Origin of the sequence: Microbacterium sp. NPDC056003, from assembly GCF_042274785.1 — a bacterium.
Classification (GTDB): Bacteria; Actinomycetota; Actinomycetes; order Actinomycetales; family Microbacteriaceae; genus Microbacterium.
Genome location: NZ_JBHJXQ010000001.1, coordinates 731,453 through 748,216 on the forward strand (window position 1 = coordinate 731,453; position 16,764 = coordinate 748,216).

At 70.7% G+C, this 16,764-nt stretch carries 14 protein-coding genes; 6 read left to right on the forward strand and 8 right to left on the reverse strand.

The genetic code is table 11. From position 1 onward, the window contains the following. Positions 1-11: 11 nt before the first annotated feature. The 3 genes from glmM to rplM are packed head-to-tail and all read right to left on the reverse strand — an operon-like array spanning position 12 to position 2,333. Positions 12-1,370, reverse strand: a complete 1,359-nt coding sequence (gene glmM, locus ACFC1W_RS03395) for a phosphoglucosamine mutase (RefSeq protein ID WP_375988664.1) — start codon at positions 1,368-1,370, stop codon at positions 12-14. A gap of 16 nt (positions 1,371-1,386) precedes the next feature. Further along, entirely contained in the window at positions 1,387-1,860 is a 474-nt protein-coding gene (gene rpsI, locus ACFC1W_RS03400) for a 30S ribosomal protein S9 (protein WP_241112773.1), read from the reverse strand. A gap of 26 nt (positions 1,861-1,886) precedes the next feature. After that, a complete protein-coding gene (gene rplM, locus ACFC1W_RS03405) occupies positions 1,887-2,333 on the reverse strand; it encodes a 50S ribosomal protein L13 (protein WP_241112772.1) in 447 nt (148 codons plus the stop codon). A 609-nt stretch (positions 2,334-2,942) separates the two neighbouring features. Between rplM and ACFC1W_RS03410 the strand changes: the two genes are divergently transcribed. Both ACFC1W_RS03410 and ACFC1W_RS03415 read left to right on the forward strand, forming a co-directional pair. Beyond that, the gene (locus tag ACFC1W_RS03410) at positions 2,943-3,782 is read left to right on the forward strand and encodes a hypothetical protein (protein ID WP_375988669.1); all 840 of its coding nucleotides are present in this window, start codon (positions 2,943-2,945) and stop codon (positions 3,780-3,782) included. Between the two features lie 107 nt (positions 3,783-3,889). Beyond that, complete coding sequence (locus ACFC1W_RS03415) at positions 3,890-4,399, forward strand: hypothetical protein (RefSeq protein ID WP_375988672.1); 510 nt, start codon at positions 3,890-3,892, stop codon at positions 4,397-4,399. 39 nt (positions 4,400-4,438) lie between these two features. Here the strand turns inward: ACFC1W_RS03415 and ACFC1W_RS03420 are convergent, their stop codons facing one another. Further along, complete coding sequence (locus ACFC1W_RS03420) at positions 4,439-5,155, reverse strand: endonuclease/exonuclease/phosphatase family protein (protein ID WP_375988674.1); 717 nt, start codon at positions 5,153-5,155, stop codon at positions 4,439-4,441. A gap of 194 nt (positions 5,156-5,349) precedes the next feature. On the opposite strand from ACFC1W_RS03420, the gene ACFC1W_RS03425 reads away from it, so the two are divergent. Next, positions 5,350-6,186, forward strand: coding sequence for a response regulator transcription factor (locus ACFC1W_RS03425; protein ID WP_375988677.1), 837 nt, complete (start codon positions 5,350-5,352; stop codon positions 6,184-6,186). A gap of 103 nt (positions 6,187-6,289) precedes the next feature. Here ACFC1W_RS03425 and ACFC1W_RS03430 read toward each other — a convergent pair whose 3' ends face one another. Beyond that, positions 6,290-6,775 (reverse strand): glycosyltransferase, encoded by a 486-nt coding sequence (locus ACFC1W_RS03430; RefSeq protein WP_375988680.1) that lies wholly within the window; start codon positions 6,773-6,775, stop codon positions 6,290-6,292. A gap of 155 nt (positions 6,776-6,930) precedes the next feature. Here ACFC1W_RS03430 and ACFC1W_RS03435 point away from each other — a divergent pair, with 155 nt between their 5' ends. Both ACFC1W_RS03435 and ACFC1W_RS03440 read left to right on the forward strand, forming a co-directional pair. Then, positions 6,931-8,616 carry a sensor histidine kinase gene (locus tag ACFC1W_RS03435; RefSeq protein WP_375988683.1) on the forward strand — a complete coding sequence of 562 codons (1,686 nt, stop codon included), beginning with the start codon at positions 6,931-6,933 and terminating at the stop codon, positions 8,614-8,616. Continuing rightward, a complete protein-coding gene (locus ACFC1W_RS03440) occupies positions 8,613-9,779 on the forward strand; it encodes a hypothetical protein (protein WP_375988686.1) in 1,167 nt (388 codons plus the stop codon). The genes ACFC1W_RS03435 and ACFC1W_RS03440 overlap by 4 nt, the downstream gene beginning before the upstream one ends. Positions 9,780-9,797: 18 nt before the next feature. On the opposite strand, the gene ACFC1W_RS03445 is transcribed toward ACFC1W_RS03440, so the two are convergent. From ACFC1W_RS03445 to ACFC1W_RS03455, 3 genes are all read right to left on the reverse strand, one after another. Next, positions 9,798-10,646 (reverse strand): tRNA pseudouridine synthase A, encoded by an 849-nt coding sequence (locus ACFC1W_RS03445; RefSeq protein WP_375988689.1) that lies wholly within the window; start codon positions 10,644-10,646, stop codon positions 9,798-9,800. Between the two features lie 100 nt (positions 10,647-10,746). After that, positions 10,747-12,180 (reverse strand): mechanosensitive ion channel domain-containing protein, encoded by a 1,434-nt coding sequence (locus ACFC1W_RS03450; RefSeq protein ID WP_375988692.1) that lies wholly within the window; start codon positions 12,178-12,180, stop codon positions 10,747-10,749. Between the two features lie 7 nt (positions 12,181-12,187). Then, positions 12,188-14,365 (reverse strand): adenylate/guanylate cyclase domain-containing protein, encoded by a 2,178-nt coding sequence (locus ACFC1W_RS03455; protein ID WP_375988695.1) that lies wholly within the window; start codon positions 14,363-14,365, stop codon positions 12,188-12,190. Between the two features lie 182 nt (positions 14,366-14,547). On the opposite strand from ACFC1W_RS03455, the gene ACFC1W_RS03460 reads away from it, so the two are divergent. Then, positions 14,548-16,629 carry an acyltransferase family protein gene (locus ACFC1W_RS03460; protein ID WP_375988697.1) on the forward strand — a complete coding sequence of 694 codons (2,082 nt, stop codon included), beginning with the start codon at positions 14,548-14,550 and terminating at the stop codon, positions 16,627-16,629. Positions 16,630-16,764 lie beyond the last annotated feature (135 nt).

The window sequence follows — 16,764 nt, forward strand, 5'->3', positions numbered from 1 at the left end:
GATCGATCAGGTCAGAGCGCGAGACGCTCGCGGACGACATCGGCGAGACGCTCGGCATGCGCACGGGCGGCCTCGGCGGAGGCGGCCTCGACCATGACCCGCACGAGGGGCTCCGTGCCCGACGGACGCAGCAGCACGCGGCCCGAATCACCGAGCTCCGCGACCGACCGGGCGACGGCATCCGACACGCCTTCATCGCTGTTCGCGCGAGAGCGGTCGACGCCCTTGACGTTGAGGAGCACCTGCGGGAACACGGTCATGACCGACGCGAGCTCCGCAAGCGACTTCTTCTGCCGCGCCATCTCGGCGAGCAGGTGCAGGCCGGTCAGCAGCCCGTCGCCGGTCGTGGCGAACTCGCTCATGATGACGTGGCCGGACTGCTCGCCGCCGAGCGAGAAGCCGCCCTCGTTCATGCGCTCCAGCACGTAGCGGTCGCCGACGGAGGTCTGCTCGACGCGGATGCCGTTCTCGGCCATCGCGCGGTGGAGCCCGAGGTTGCTCATCACCGTGGCGACGAGAGTGTCGTCGGCCAGCGTGCCGCGCTCCTTCATCGCCACGGCGAGGATCGCCATGATCTGGTCGCCGTCGACGACGCGGCCGTCCGCGTCGACCGCGAGGCAGCGGTCGGCGTCACCGTCGTGGGCGATTCCGACATCGGCGCCGTGCGCGAGGACGGCCTCGGCGAGCTTGTCGAGGTGCGTCGACCCGACGCCGTCGTTGATGTTCAGGCCGTCGGGATCGGCGCCGATCACGGTGACCTGGGCGCCGGCATCGCGGAACGTCTCGGGCGAGACGCCCGACGCCGCGCCGTGCGCGCAGTCGAGCACGACGTGGATGCCATCGAGCCGGTGCGGCAGCGACCCGAGCAGGTGCACGACGTAGCGGTCTTCCGCGTCGGCGAAGCGGCGGATGCGACCGACTCCGGCGCCGGTGGGCTGCAGCTTAGGCCCGGCCATGGCGTGCTCGATGCGCTCCTCGACGACGTCGGGGAGCTTCACGCCGCCGCGGGCGAAGATCTTGATGCCGTTGTCGGGCGCGGGGTTGTGCGACGCCGAGACCATGACCCCGAAGTCGGCGTCGATGTCGGCGATCAGGAACGCGGTCGCCGGTGTCGGCAGCACGCCGGCGTCGTAGACGTCGACGCCCGAGGACGCGAGCCCGGCCTCGACCGCAGCGGAGAGGAACTCTCCCGACACGCGGGGATCCCTCGCGACCACGGCGGTGATGCGCTTGCCCGCGGCGCGCCGCGCGTCCGCAGAACGGCCCTGGCCCAGGACGACGGCAGTCGCCTGGGCCAGGGACAGTGCAAGATCGGCGGTGAGGGGGCCGTTGGCCAGCCCCCTCACCCCATCCGTGCCAAAGATCGGCATGCGGTGGAGAAGCCGATCAGCGCTTCGAGTACTGAGGCGCCTTGCGGGCCTTCTTGAGACCGGCCTTCTTGCGCTCGATGACGCGGGCGTCGCGCGAGAGGAAGCCGGCCTTCTTGAGGGTCGGGCGGTTGTTCTCGGCGTCGATCTCGTTCAGCGCCCGGGCGATGCCGAGACGCAGCGCGCCGGCCTGACCCGAGGGGCCGCCGCCCGAGATGCGGACGATGACGTCGTACGCGCCGGTGAGGTTGAGCACCGTGAACGGGTCGGTGATGAGCTGCTGGTGCAGCTTGTTCGGGAAGTAGTCCTCGAACTCACGGCCGTTGACGGTGATGACACCCGAACCCGGGATGAGGCGCACGCGGGCGATGGCCTGCTTGCGACGGCCGACAGCGGCGCCGGGGACCGAGAGCACGGGGCGCTCGGTGACGGCGTCGGTCTGCTCGACCGGGGTCTCGGTGGAGTAGTTGGTGGAGTCTTCGATGTTCGCCACGAGTGTGTCCTTATTCTCTGCGGTGCTTACTGGGCGACCTGGTCGAGGGTGTACGTCTTGGGCTGCTGGGCCGAGTGCGGGTGCTCGGCGCCACGGTAGACCTTCAGCTTGCGCAGCTGCTGCGCGCCGAGGCTGTTCTTCGGCAGCATGCCGCGGATCGCCTTCTCGACGGCGCGCTCCGGGTTCTTCGCGAGGAGCTCGTCGTAGGTGACGGCGGTGAGGCCGCCCGGGTAGCCCGAGTGGCGGTAGGCCTTCTTCTTCTCGAGCTTCTGACCGGTGAGGGCCACCTTGTCGGCGTTGATGATGATGACGAAGTCGCCGGTGTCGACGTGGTTCGCGAACGTGGGCTTGTGCTTGCCGCGAAGGAGACGGGCGGCGTGCGAGGCGAGACGGCCGAGGACGACGTCAGTCGCGTCGATGACCAGCCACTCGCGCTGGATCTCGCCAGTCTTGGGGGTGTAAGTGCGCGTCACAGTAGTGCTGCTTTCTTGATCGAACGGAGAGGTTCGTGAATCCCACTCCGGGGTGGTTCTCCGTGCCGAAGGCCGAGGAACACGCCAGTGGAGGGCTCACGTTCGTGGTGCCGGGTCAGCTGAGCCGAACACCAAAGATCAATACTACGACACGCGGATGCCTCAGCCAAACCGGCATTCGGAGGAGGACGGCGGCGAGGGGAAGGGGGGCGGTCCCTCGCCGCCGTCGGTCAAGGTGCGGTCACCGGCGCAAGCCGTGGTGAGCGTCCAGTCGGACGACGTCGCGGTTTCCCCCGCGCGTCGAAGCATGGTTGCGCATCGCTGCCCCCAGAGGCATCTCTGCGAAGGCGGCCCCAAACCCATCGCACCCCCACGGTGCGCGGGCTCCACCCTCTGTTCGCTGTCTCGACCGCGCGCACCGGCGGTTTCGGGTACGGGTGCCAGGATCGGCGACAGCAATCCCGACCGTAGTGCACCTCTGCGGCCGAACTCAACTCTTCGCGACGGTGCGTCGGCACGTCTGCGGGTGTCGGGCTCCGCACCCCGCCGTCGGCACCCATCGAGTCCCGCTCCGGCGCGAACGTCGCGGCGCCCAGCTATGGTGCCTCCATGGCCGCGTCGACCTCATCGCAGCGCACCTACCGCTACCTGCGCCTCGGGATCGCCGGCACGGTCGTCGTCATCTTCACGTCGGTCTCGGTCGCCGCCACCACCGTCGGCTGGCTGCCCTCGGTGAGCGACTACTTCTACACGCCGGCGCGCGCGTCCTTCGTCGGCGCCCTCATCGCCGTCGCGCTCGCCCTCGTCGCGCTGTCCGGGCGCGGCGCCGAGCGGGCGCTCCTCGACGCGGCCGCACTGTTCGCCCCACTCATCGCGCTCGTCCCCACCACGCTCGCCCCCGGCGCGATCCCCGGAGTGGTCGCACCGTGCGCGACGCGCTGCTTCCCGCCGGCCTACGAGGGCCTCGCCGCCAACGGCGTGATCACGTACCTCATCGTCGGCGCACTCACCGTGCTGGTCACCCTCCTTCTCGCCATCCTCAAGCAGCTCGACCTCGCCACCGTCGGGTTCTCGCTGATCGTGACGACGGCCGTGCTGATGGTCGTCGCTGCGACGTGGCTGTTCGCCCGCGACGCCTTCCTCGCGCACGGCCACTTCGTCGCCACGATCGCGTTCTTCGGCCTCTTCGCCGCGGTCGCGGTGATCAACGCCTTCCCGCGCCGCGGCGCTCCCCCGGCGCCCGTCTTCCGCGGCCTCTACATCGTGATCGCCGTCGCGCTCGCGGGCGTGCTCGTCGCGTACATGGTGCTGCTTCCACAGGCCGACGCCCGCGGCCTGCCAATCGTGCTGCTCGCCGAGGCGGCGGCGCTTCTCCTCTTCTTCGCCTTCTGGGTCGTGCAGGGCATCGAGAAGTGGGACGACGCCGACCCCTCGATCGCGCGGGGCTGACGCATCCCCCGATCGATGTACGAAAAACCGCCCTCGGTGCTCCTCACGAACAAGGCCTGTCGTCGACCCGGCGACGAGGCATGCTCATCTCGATCGAGGAGACCCCGATGCCTGCATCGCCCACGTCGCCGCGCCGTCCGCGACGGATCGTCCGCACCACGCCCGTCATCGCCACCGCCGACGACGGTCTGAACCCCGCTCCCCTCGACCTCCAGGCGGCCCTGCGCGCCGCGGTCGTCGAGGCCGGCGAGGAGATCGCCCGCGCCGAGCGCGCGCTCGGGCGCAGTCGCGTCGCCCGCGCCCGGGCGGCACGCGACCTCGAAGAGCACGTCCACCCGCTGACGCTCGACGAGGCCGAGCGCGCACGGCTGCGGGCCGCCTACGCGTCCGCCGACACGGACGTGGCCGAGAAGCAGTCCGCCCTCGCCGACGCGCGCGCCTTCGCCGAAGCCGCCCTCACGGTCGCCGACGCGCTGGAGCTGCGCTCGGTGCACGGTGCCATCGAGCAGACGTTCTCGTCAGCCGACGAGCCTCGCCGCCAGCGCGCGCTGAGCCGCGTGACGGCCGACACCACGGGGACCCGGGCCGCGGCATCCGCTCTCCCCCGCTCCGCGTGATTTCGTCGCATCCGGAGCGTCCGACGTCGCTGTCGCGGCTCAGGACGCCTCGGCCCGCGGCGGCACCTCGAGCGCCCGCGGGGTGCCGGTCAGCGGCCGGGCCGTTACGAGGATCGGCAGGTGGTCGCTGAGGCCCTGCGGCAGCGTGCGCACCCGGTCGATCTCGAACCCGACGGACGTCGCGAAGTCGTAGTGGCCGCGGAAGAACCGGTACCGCGTGTAGGTGCGGGAGTCGCTCAGGTTCAGCTCATACCCCTGCTCGCGCACCTTCTGGCCGAGGTGCTCCTTGAAGACGGGGTAGTTGTAGTCGCCGACCATGAGGGCAGGGAGGCCGTCGCCCAGGCTCTGCAGCTCAGCCAGGGCCGTGCGGATCTGGTGACGCCGCAGCGAGTTGAGGGCGGTGAGCGGGGCAGCGTGGAACGAGGCGACGATGAGCTCTCGCCCGTCGTCGATGTCGTGCAGGCGCACGCCCAGGAGTCGCTCCTCAGCGGGCTTCAGCACCCGGTCGTGCAGTGACTTCTTCAGCGCGAGCGAGCGCACGTCCACGGCACGGTAGGTGTTCTCACGGTAGTAGACCGCCAGCCCGAGCCGATTGCGCTGGGTGGCGTCGGCCAGCCGCAGGCCCGAGATGGTGTCGGGGATGTCGGTGGTGTCGGCCTCCTGCAGGCACAGCACGTCCGCGCCGTGGCGCTCGACCAGATGGACGAGCTCGCCCACGGCGCGGTGCTTCCGGAGGTTGTACGAGATGACCTTCATGTGAGGACCACGATACGAGGGATCGGCGTCCTCGTCGTCGTGCCGACGGCGAACGCACAGCACACTCATGGCAGGCCGAGAATCTTAGGGCTCGAGGAGGTGCGTGGTGTGTAGCATCGGATAGCCGCGCGCGCGCGGACGGCTGGGGAGCCGCTGGGGCGAACGAAACTCTGATGCGAGAGGCCTGCGCCGACATGAGCCCTACTGCCGATGCCGTGAAGACCGCGGTCATCATCGAGGACGATCCGGAGATCCGGCTCATCCTCTCCGAAGTGCTCGAATCGGCCGGCTTCTCCACGGTCGCCGTAGGCAACGGCGTCGACGGAGTCCGCGCCGTGCTGACGTACCGCCCCCTGCTCACGACGCTCGACGTCCGGATGCCGGGCATCGACGGTTTCGAAGCCGCGCGGCGCATCCGCGCCCGCTCCGACACGTATCTCATCATGCTCACCGGACTCCAGGACGAGGCGGACGTGATCGCGGGCCTGGGGGCGGGTGCCGACGACTACCTGCTGAAACCCTTCCGCCCCCGCGAGCTGCGTGCCCGCGTCGAGGCGCTGCTGCGTCGCGCGCGCACCGCGCCGGCGCAGGCGGGTGCGCCTGCGGAGGCGGTGGAGCCGTCCGGCGCACCCGTCACAGCCCTGCCCGCCGCAGCCGACGCAGGCGTCGCCGACGCGGCGTCCGGCGTCGCAGCCGAAGACGGGGAGTGGCTCGTCCACCGCGACCTGAGCCTGCACCCCGAGAACCGGATCGTGCTCGTCGGCGGCGAGGATCTCGACCTCACCCGCACCGAGTTCGACCTGCTGGCGGCGCTGCTCGAGTCGAAGCGGCGCGTCCGCAGCAAGGCCGATCTGACGCTCGTGCTGCGCGGCGAAGCGTACGTCACGAGCTACTACGTCAGCGACGCCGACAAGCGCGCGATCGAGGCCCACATGACGAACCTCCGACGCAAGCTCGGCGACAGCCCGACGAATCCGCGCTACATCGAGACCGTTCGCGGCGTGGGCTACCGGCTCACGTCCGACGCATGACGGGCGTGATCAGTGAGGGGGCCATCCTTCCCCAAGAGGATGGCCCCGTCACTTCCCCCACCGGACTCCCCAGCCCCGGCATCCGACGCGTTTCGGGTCCGCGTCAGACCTTCTCTCCGCTCTCATGACGGATAAGCGTGAAGAACATGCCGAGCGTCCTCGTGTCGGACATCGCCTCGGACTCGAGGTGCTCGATCACGCGCTCGCCCACGATCGTGTCGCCGTCGACGCCGAGAAGATAGTCGTAGCCCTCCACCAGCGTGCAGCCGTAGTCGAGTGCGCTCGCCGGCGCGTCGTGGCTCCGGCCGATGTCGTGGACGAACACCCGGGTGGCCTGCGCGCCCAGCGCCGTGATGACGTCACGTGGCCCGGCGTAGCGGGAGGCCATCTCGACCGTGGCGTCGGAGGTGTCGCTGACGACGACGTGGATCACGTCGGGCACTCGGGTCTGGTGCAGGAGCGATTCGATCACGCCGGCGACCGACTCGGCGGCGTCGCGGGCGAGGATGAGGCAGCCGATCGTCGCACGGCCCGCGACTGCGCGATCCACCGCGCTGTCGGCGGTGATGCGGGCAAGGGCGGCGGTCATCTCGAGTCCTTCGTCGGGGGCTGGCTTGTGGGCTCCACTCTGCCCGCCCGACCGCAAGCGGTCCTGCGACGGAGGTCGACGTACGCCTCCTTCTTGCGCAAGGTTCGCGCAAGGAATGCGCAAGGCCGGCCCGTTGCGATCGGGGGGCGGCGCCGATGACGCTCAAGAGAGTCGCGTCCACATCGAAGGCCCCGCCGGTGCTGGCGGACGACCAGACGCTCTCCGCCCCCGACACGCGCACGCGGTCGATCTGGCTGACCCAGCTCGTGCTCGCCGCGAGCGTCGTCATCATCGGGGTGCTCGTCGTCGCCCTTCGGCCCTCGCTGTTCGGTGTGTGGAACTTCGTCGTCGGCATCCTCGCGATCATCGTCGTCACGGTCGCGACCCTCGCTGTCCCGTGGGCGCGCCTCCCCCGAGAGTCCGTCCTGGTCGTGGTGTTCCTCGACACTCTTGCGATCGGCCTGATGGCCAGCAACACAGAACTGCGCTTCGGCTACCTCTGGGTGTTCCCGGTCATGTGGGTGGCGATGTACTTCCCGGCGACGATGCTGGGCGCGGTGCTCGCCACGATCGGCGTCATCCTCCTGCTCGACTCGACATCGAACCCCGACAGCAACGCGGCGCTGCGCATCTTCATCGTCCTGCTGTCGCTCGGATTCATCGGCATCACCGCCCACCTCGCGATGCGTCAGATGCGGGCGCTGCGCCGCGTGCTGCAGCGTCAGGCGCGCCGCCTCTCCGAGACGCTCGACCGTCGCTCGGGACAGGAACGCCGTACAAACGAGATCCTGAACGGCGTCGATGCCGGGGTGGCGCGGGTCTCGCTGTCCGGATCGCTGCTGATGGTCAACGACGCGTTCGCCCGCCTGTACGGGCTCGATCCGCGTGACGTGACCCAGCCCGCCAAGTCGGTCGAATACACCGGGCTGCGCGGCATGCCGGTGCCGCTCTCGGAGCGACCTCTCGCCCGTGCGGCGCGGGGGGAGATCTTCACCGACGCCCGCGTGTGGGTGTTCACGGCCGGTGGCGAGTGGCGCGTGCTCTCCGTGAGCTCGAAGCGGCTCAGCGGGCTGGACCGCGAAGACGCCAGCATGCTTCTCCTCGCCTACGACGTCACCGCGATCACCCACGCCCAGCGCGAGCGCGAGCGCCTGTCTGCCATCGCCTCGCACGAGCTGAAGCATCCGCTCACCGTGATGATCGGCAACGCCGACCTGGCACTGGAGGACCCCGACCTCAGCCCTCGCATCCGCGAGCGCCTCGAGACCATCCTGCGGGCCAGCGAGCGCGTGCTCGAGATGACGTCGAGCATGCTCAAGTCGTCGCGCACCGCGTTCGAGGGTCGCGAGTCGTACGACGACATCGACGTCAGGCAGATCGTCGTGGACTCCGTCGACTCGTTCCGCCCCACCGCCACCGCCCACGACGTGACGATCGCGCTCGATGTGACCGAGCCTCTGCCCGCGACGGCGGACGGGTTCCGGATGCGCCAGGTGATCGACAACCTCGTGAGCAACGCGATCAAGTACACGCCGCGGGACGGCGATGTGCGCATCGCCGGATCCATGGATGCCGATATGGTCACGCTCACCGTCTCCGATACGGGGATCGGCATCTCACCCGACGACCTGCCGAGCATCATGACGCCCTACTTCCGCACCGACGCCGCGAAGGACACGGCGAGCGGAACCGGTCTGGGGCTCGGCATCACCCGCGAGATCATCACCGCGCACGGCGGCACCCTCGCGATCGACAGCGAACTCGGATCGGGCACGACGGTGACCGTGCGGCTGCCGAGGTTCGCGCCCGCACCGCAGGGCGCAGAGAAGGAAGACTCGTGAACGACGTCGACATCGCCGTTGGTCTCGGCATCGCCCAGGCCGCCATCGCGACCCTGGCGACGATGCTCACGATCGGCATCGCATTCCTCGGCAAACCCTCGCGCGCCACACTGTTCTGGTCGTTCGCCTTCGCTCTCGCCATGGTGTCGACGTTCGGGGTCGCGGCGGGCGCGGCCGCCGAGGCCGAAACGGTCCGCCGCATCTTCCTCGGCGTCCTGATGGGTGCACCCGCCCTGCTGTGGTCGGGCTTCCGCGCGTTCTGGGGTGTGCGCGCTTTCTCCTGGGTCGGCCCCGTGGTCGGAGCCGCATCGGCGGCCCTGCTCGTCGCCGCCGGCGACACGATCTGGTTCAGCCCGGCGTACCGCGTGGTGTTCTTCGCCGCGTCGGTGTGCGCCGGCCTGTTCTTCGTCGACTGGGTGCGGGTTCCGGCGCGGCGCGATCGCGTCGCACTCCCGTTCGCGATCACGTCGCTCGCCTTCTTCGCCGTCGGCGCCGCGAACGGCCTCGCCGGCTTCGTCTTCCCGGCGACCACGGGCGACGACCTGGCGCTCGTCCGCCTCGTCACCTCGATCGGGATGCTGGCCTACACGGCCTGCGCGCTCGTCGCGGTGATCGGCCTCTCGACGCGCGACACCGCGTTCGCCCGCAGTTCCGAGGCGCCTGCAGGCTGGCAGCGCTTCCAGCTCACCGCGGCCGAGCGCCTCTCCCGTGCTCAGCTGTCGGGCGAGCCGTGGTCGGTCGTGTACCTGCAGCTGGACGATGCAGCCGAGATCCGCCAGATGGGCGGCGCGACCGTGCTCGGCGAGCTGTCCCGGCGGTTCCTCGACACCGTGCGGTCGGTCTTCCCGGCCGAGGCCGACGTCGCATCGCCGACACCGGGCACGGCGGTCGTGCTGCTGCCCCGCAGCGACGCCGCCGTCCGCGATCATCTGCGGACGGTGCTGGAGCGCATCTCGAGCCTCGACGTCGACGTCTCGCTGCCCATCCGCCCCTCGGCGAGCGCGGGATGGGCGCCCGTCTCCGTCGTGGGCTACGACCTCGACGCCCTGCTGTACATGGGGCGCGAGGCTGCCACTCTGGCGAGCGAGAACGGCGGCGACCGGTGGGAGCGCGTGGGCGTCACGGTGACCGACCGCCTGCTCAACCCGCTGCAGCGATCCTGACCCGGCGCGCCGACGCGCTCACTCGCGATCGCGCCGCGCACGGGTCTGCTCGGCGCGCTGCGCCAGCAGCTCGTCGTCGGGATACCCGACCGCGGTGAGCGTGAGGCCCCTCGCCGCCAGCACCTTCACCTCGGGGACGCGCTCCAGGCCGTCGCGGATGTCGAGCAGGTCGCCGGGGTCGAGGCGTCCCTCGCCCACCGCCACGCAGCCGCCGACGAGCGCGCGCACCATACTGTGGCAGAACGCGTCGGCCTTCACGTGTGCCAGGAGCACGCCGTCGCGGTCGCGGCGCCAGTCGAACTCGAGCAGCGTCCGGATGGTCGTCGCCTCCTCGCGCGGCTTGCAGTAGGCGGCGAAATCGTGGAGTCCGATGAGCGACCGGGCCGCGGCATCCATCGCCTCTCCGTCGAGGACTGCGCGCACCGTGGTGGTGCGATGGCGCTCGAGCGGGTCGTACCCCGACACGCTGTCGGCGATGCGGTACTCGTAGCGGCGCCAGACGGCCGAGAAGCGGGCGTCGAATCCTTCCGGGGCGAGGGCCGTGCGGGTGACCACGACGTCGGAGTACGCCCCGACGACCCCGCTCAGGCGCGCGGCGAGGATGCCGACCGGGTCGGCGGCTGCGCCCGCGCGCGGGCGCCGGGAGAACAGCCGCTCGCGCTGCGCCTCGTCGAGGTCGACGTGGGCGACCTGACCGGTCGCGTGCACGCCGGCATCGGTCCGTCCGGCGACCACGAGGCGGGGATCGCCGCCGAGCACCCGGGCAAGCGCGCTCTCGAGGGTCTCCTGCACCGTGCGGAGCCCGGGCTGTCGAGCCCAGCCCCGGAAGTGCGTGCCGTCGTAGGCGATGTCGAGGCGGATCCGCACGGCCCCAGCTTAGGCGTCGACGTCCGAAGGCTGCGTCATCACGGGCGCCGCGGCGGCCGTGACGAGAGGTCACCGGCGCCGCGGCGCCCGTGATGAGAGGTCACCCCAGCACGTGCCGCCCGCGCGGGAAGTTCCCGCCTGCCGCCTGCAGCGCCGTGCGAGCCAGCCGCACGCGGTTCTCGCTCTCGCGCACGATCTCACGGGCGACGACGGGATGCTGCCGCACGATCTCATCGAGCACCGAGACCGGAACCACCACGACGTCGACCTCGCTCAGCGCGACGGCCCGCGAGATGGTCTGGGTGCGCGAGAGCGCCGTCAGGCCGATCGCGTCGTCGGGCCCGAGGACCGTGATCTGCACGAAGCCGTCGTCGTCGGTCGGGATGCCCAGCATGACGCTGCCCGCCAGGATGAAGCGGGTCTCGGTCGGCACGACGCCCGGACGCAGGATGGACTCGCCCGCGCAGTAGCGCTCGAGCCGCGCATGCCCGGCGAGCGCGTCGACCTCTCCCGTCTTGAGGCTCAGCGCCGGCGCGATCTTCCTCAGGGCGTCCTGCAGATGCGCGGGCGTGCGCCAGTCGTCGCTGAGGTCGCCGTCCAGGTGCAGGTCGGCACGCCTCGCCGCGTACCAGACGCGTGTCGCGAAGGCGTCGCGGACGGCGTCGCGATCGCCGGGCGTGCGCAGCGGGATCGCGACGGCGTACCGACCGCCGGTCAGCGTCGTCGCCGTCGGCTCGCGGTCGAGTGCGATCAGCGGGATGTCGCGCGCCACGGCGACGAGGAGCTCGCGCACGCGCCCCGGCGGGTCGTCGCTGCCGAACGACAGCTCGACCACCGCCGCGTACGGGTCGGGGCTGCGCGAGAGGTTCACGAACGACCCGTCGGCGAGTTCCGCGGTCGGCATGACGACGATGCCGTTCCCGGTATCGAGGTGGATCGCCCGCCAGTTGACCTCGACGATCTGTCCGCGCGTGCCGCCGGTCTCGATCCAGTCGCCCAGCTCGAAGGGCGCCTCGAAGACCAGGAACAGTCCTGAGACGACCGAGCCGACCGCGTTCTGCAGCGCGAGCCCGACCACGATCGAGGTGATGCCGAGGGCGGCGAACACACCGGCCACGTCGGCGTCCCAGACCCACCAGAACACCGCCGCGATGCCGAGGATGATGAACACGAACCGGATGAGGTCGCTGAAGATCGTCGGGAACCGGTCGCGCCACGAGCCCTTCTCAGCCCGGTGGAACACGAGGTGGTTGATCGCGTTGATGGTCACGACGATCACGAGGAGCCCGAAGACCGTCCAGATGACGCGCGGCCAGGTTCCGCCGCCCTGCCAGGCGCCGGGCTGACTGATGAGCACGAGGATGCCCGCGACCGGCACGAGGTAGTTGCGCACCATGAGCACGATCGGCGCCGCGCGGCTGCCGCGGCGCGCGAGGGCATTGTGGAACTCGGTCAGGCCGATGAGGGCGAGCGGAAGCCCCACCGAGACGATGACGGCGGGCCAGAACCACGGCTGCGAGACGATGTCGGCCATCGCGGTCTCACCCCTCCACCGTCACCACGGGGGCCTCGACCTTCCAGACGCGCTGCGCACCGCTCTGCGTCTGGATGTCGCCGGCGGGGTGCACGGGGATCGAATCGGGGAGGCGGTCGGCCACACGCTGCGTCACGTAGATGCCCGGCTCGTCGGAGTCTCCCTGCACGCGGAACGCGAGGTTCACGGCATCCCCCCACATGTCGTACACGACCCGCGCACGACCGATCAGTCCGCTCGTGACCTGCCCCGCGTCCAGGCCCGCGCGCAGGCCCAGCTTCACTCCCTGCTGCGCCGAGTACCGCTCCAGGATCGAGTCGAGCTCGAGGGCGAACTCGACGGCACGTCGCGCGTTGTCGACGCGCGGCGTGGCCAATCCGCAGCTCGCGAGGTAGCTCTGGCGCGTGGTGCGCACGCGTTCGACGCCGTGCCGCTCGGCTGCCTCATCGAACGAGCGGACGAGGTCGTTCAAGCGCGCCACCGCCTCTTCGGACGACATCGTCAGGGCCAGCTCTTCGAAGCCGACGATGTCGGCGAAGACCACCGTCACATCATCGCTGTCCTGCGTGATCGCGTCGTCGCCATGCTTGTAGCGATCCGCCATGCCCTCGGGCATGAACGACAGGATGAGCTGCTCGTTCGCCTTCTCCTGCTCCTCGATGAGCTGCGACTTGACCTGCAGGCTGCGGCTCATGTCGTTGAACGCGTGGGCGACGTCGGCGAGCTCATCGCTCGAGCCGGCGTCGACCTGCACCCCCTCGTCGCCCGCGGCGATGCGCTGTGCGGCGGCCTTCAGCCGGCGCAGGGGACGCACGAACACCTGGGCGAGCACCAGCGAGAGCAGGCAGACGAAGATGATCATGCCCGCCGTCGACAGGATGAGGTTGCGCGTGAAGTCCTCGACGGGGACGAGCGCCTCGGCCGAGGTCTCCTGCGCGACGATGACCCAGTTCAGGCCGTCGACGTTGAGCGGCGCGAACGCCACCAGGCTGTCGCGACCGAGGTAGTCGCGCTCGATCAGAGTGCCCTGCTCACCGGCGAGCGCGCGCGTGACGGCTTCGCCCGCGATGGTCTGCTGCATGAGCGTGTTGCCGTTCTGCACGCTGAGCGCCGCCGTCGCGGGCGCGAGGCCGGCGGCCACGGAGGTGCGCTCGTACCCCTCGGGATCGTCGAGCAGCTGCCGGGAGATCGAGCGCATCAGCAGGTCGCGTCCGACGAGGTAGGTCTCGCCTGTCGCGCCGAGGCCGTTCATCTCCCACTCGCCGCCGACCGTCATGACCTCGTTGATCCGATCGATGGGCAGCTCGATGGCGAGTGCACCGATCACCTCGCCGTCGTCTGCGATCGGCGTGACCGCCCACCCCGCGGGATTGGCGAGACTCGGGCTGTAGGGCGCGAAGTCGGCGACCACGACGTCGTCGATGATGTTGCGGTCCATCACCTCGCGATACGCGACCGCGAGGTTCGACAGCCGGTAGGGCCCGTCGAAGAGGTTCGTGCCGAGGTCGACCCCTTTGAAGGCCGTGTAGACGACGTTCCCCTCGGTGTCGAGCATGAGGACGTCTTCGAAGTCCTGCAGCTCGGTCATCGCGCGATAGTAGGGGTGGTAGCGCGCGTGCGCCTGCGACCATGCGCTGCCGTCGCCCGCGTCCGCGGTGAGGATCGCGTCCTCCCAGTCGTCATAAGGGATCACGTACTGGTGCTGCAGATAGGTCTGCGCCGCACCGCGCGGGGCGAACGACGAGCCGTCGACGGACTCTCCGGTCGCCTCGGCGAGGTCGGCGGCGAACGTGTCGCGGTAGTACTCGTCGACGAGAGCGGATGCCGCGGCATCCGTCTCCTGCTGATCCAGCTCCGCGAAGCCGGCCGTGAACGCGCGCGCCGCCTGTCGGCTCGTCTCGTTCATGGCGCTCAGCCGCACCGCGTTCTCGATCGAGCGAAACAGCTGCGTGACTTCGCGGGCGCGGTTCTCGCGGATCTCGACGAGCTTCTCGTAGGCGATGGTGCGCAGCGCCTCGGTTCCGTTGACGTAGCCGATGACCCCGACGACGATGCTCGAGAGCACGCTCACCGAGAGCAGCATGATGAGGAGGATCGAGTAGATCGAGAGGCCGGCCCGCCGGCGAGCGCGGGGTGTGCCCACCCACTCGGTGGGTGCCACCGTCGGCGTCGCCTGCTCGGACACGTCGTCCCCCTCGTGCGCCGCCCCCGGCGCAGGAAGCAATCCCCAGTACCCCCGCTGCCCCGAGGTTGCGCCCAGACTAGCGCTCGCGTTCGCTCGTGGGATAGAGCTCGAGAGGACCCGCGCAGATACTTCCGGACGGCGCGAGAACCCGGCCTAGAATGGCATCTCGCCCCACGAAACTCATGACGTCCCTCGCGCTCGCACCACCTCCATCCCGCTACGCGGGCCTCGACGGTCTGCGTGCGGTGGCGGTCGCCCTGGTGCTCGTCTATCACCTCTTCCCGCCGGCGCTGCTTCCGGGCGGCTTCGTCGGTGTCGATGTCTTCTTCGTCATCAGCGGCTTCCTGATCACGAGCCTTCTCCTGCGCGAGCACGACAGCACCGGGCGGATCCGCTTGGGGGCCTTCTGGGTGCGCCGCGCGCGACGCCTGCTGCCCGCGATGGCGCTGGTCGTCACGGTGTGCTCGTCCATCGCGTGGCTGATCGGCGGCGACGTGCTGCTGCGCCTCGGCGAGCAGGTGTTCGGCGCGGCGACCTTCAGCTACAACTGGGTATCGATCAGCGGCGACGTCGGCTACTTCGGGTCTGCCGCGCCCGAGCTGTTCCGCAACTTCTGGTCGCTGGCAGTCGAGGAGCAGTTCTACGTGCTGTGGCCGCTGGTGCTGCCGCTGTTCCTGCTGCTCCCCCGCGGCGCGGCGCGCGCGGCGGCCGCGGTGGGCCTCGCGGCGGCCTCCGCCGCGTGGATGGCCGGTCTCGTGGCCGCCGGCGGCGACGTCACCCGCGCGTACTTCGGCACGGACACGCACTCGTTCGGGATCCTCCTCGGCGTCGCGCTCGCGTTCCTCCTGGACGGGCTGCTCCGGCGCCCGAGGCAGGAGGTCGCCGCTGCGTCACTCCCCGCCGTGACCCCGCCCCCGGGCTGGACGATCGTGCTGCCCTCGTCGCTGCGCACCGCGCCGGCGACCCGGGCGGCGTGGATCGACTCGAAAGCGGCGCGCACGGTCACCGGCTGGCTCGGCATCCTGTCGCTTGCGGGGATCGCCGTCTGCGCGTCGCTGCCGGCGGGCGACGCGGCGGCCACCTTCCCGGGTGCGCTCCTGGCGGCGAGCGTGTTGACGGCCCTCGCGATCGTCGCCGGGGTCTGGCCGGGTTCGTGGTTCGGTCCTGCCCTCGACGTGCGCCCGCTGAAGTGGGTCGGCGACCGCTCGTACGGCATCTATCTGTGGCACTGGCCGCTGCTGGTGCTCGCGACCGCAGCTCTGCCGGCGTCGGGCACCACGGCCCCGCTGTGGATCGGGCTGGGAGTGCTCGCCGTCACGCTTGTCGCCGCCGAGGCGTCGTTCCGCTTCGTCGAGACCCCGGTGCGCCGCCTCGGGTTCCTCGCGTCGCTCCGACGACTGCGCGACCTGGTGCGCGCCGACAGTCGCGGGCGCCTGCGCGCGATCGGCGTGGTCGCGGCCGGCGTGCTCGTGCTCAGCGGCACGTCGGCGGCGATCGCGGCCGCGCCCACGGAGTCGTCGGGCGAGAGCGCCGTCGCCGCAGGACAGGCCGCGCTCGACGAGGCCAGCCGTCGCCCCACGTCGACTGCGACTCCGACGCCGACGGCGACGCCGGCTTCCCAGACCCCGGCGCCCGTGGTCGCGGACCCCGCGCCGACCGGCGGGCCCCTCACCACGAAGCCCTCGCCGATCCCGCAGCCGACGCCCGTCGTCGGCGGCGAGATCAGCGCGGTCGGCGACTCGGTGATGCTCGCTTCGGTGCCCGCGCTCTTCGAGCGACTCCCCGGCATCCAGGTCGACGCCGAGGTGTCACGCTCGACCTGGGCGGGGCCGGGCATCCTCGAAGGACTCGCCGCCCGCGGCGACCTGCGCCCCTACGTGGTGGTCGCCCTCGGCACGAACGGTCCCGTCGATCAGGACGCCCTCGAGCGCATGGCGGAGATCACCGGCCCCGACCGGCACCTCATCCTGGTCAACGCCTACGCTCCCCGCGACTGGATTCCGGGGGTGAACGCGGATCTCGCGGCTTTCGCGAAGTCGCGCCCCGGTGTCGTCGTCGCCGACTGGTCCGCGGCGATCTCTTCGCGCACCGACCTGCTCGCGGGCGATTCCATCCACCCCGACGCCGGAGGCGCGACCGTCTTCGCCGAGCTGGTCGCGCGCAGCGTCGACGCCGTGGAACGCGAGCGCGCGCAAGACCAGTACGAGCGCGAGCTGCGCCTGTACGAGCGGCTCACGCACCGCCCGCTGCCGATCGCGCAGTGAGCCGCGGAGGGCGCACGCATCCGCCCTCCGCGTCTGGTTGCCACCTGCCTTCGCCGGCGAGACGACGTATTCGCGACGAGACGCCGCACCTGCGACGCCGTCTCATCGCAGATGCGCCGTCTCGCACCCGGGGTG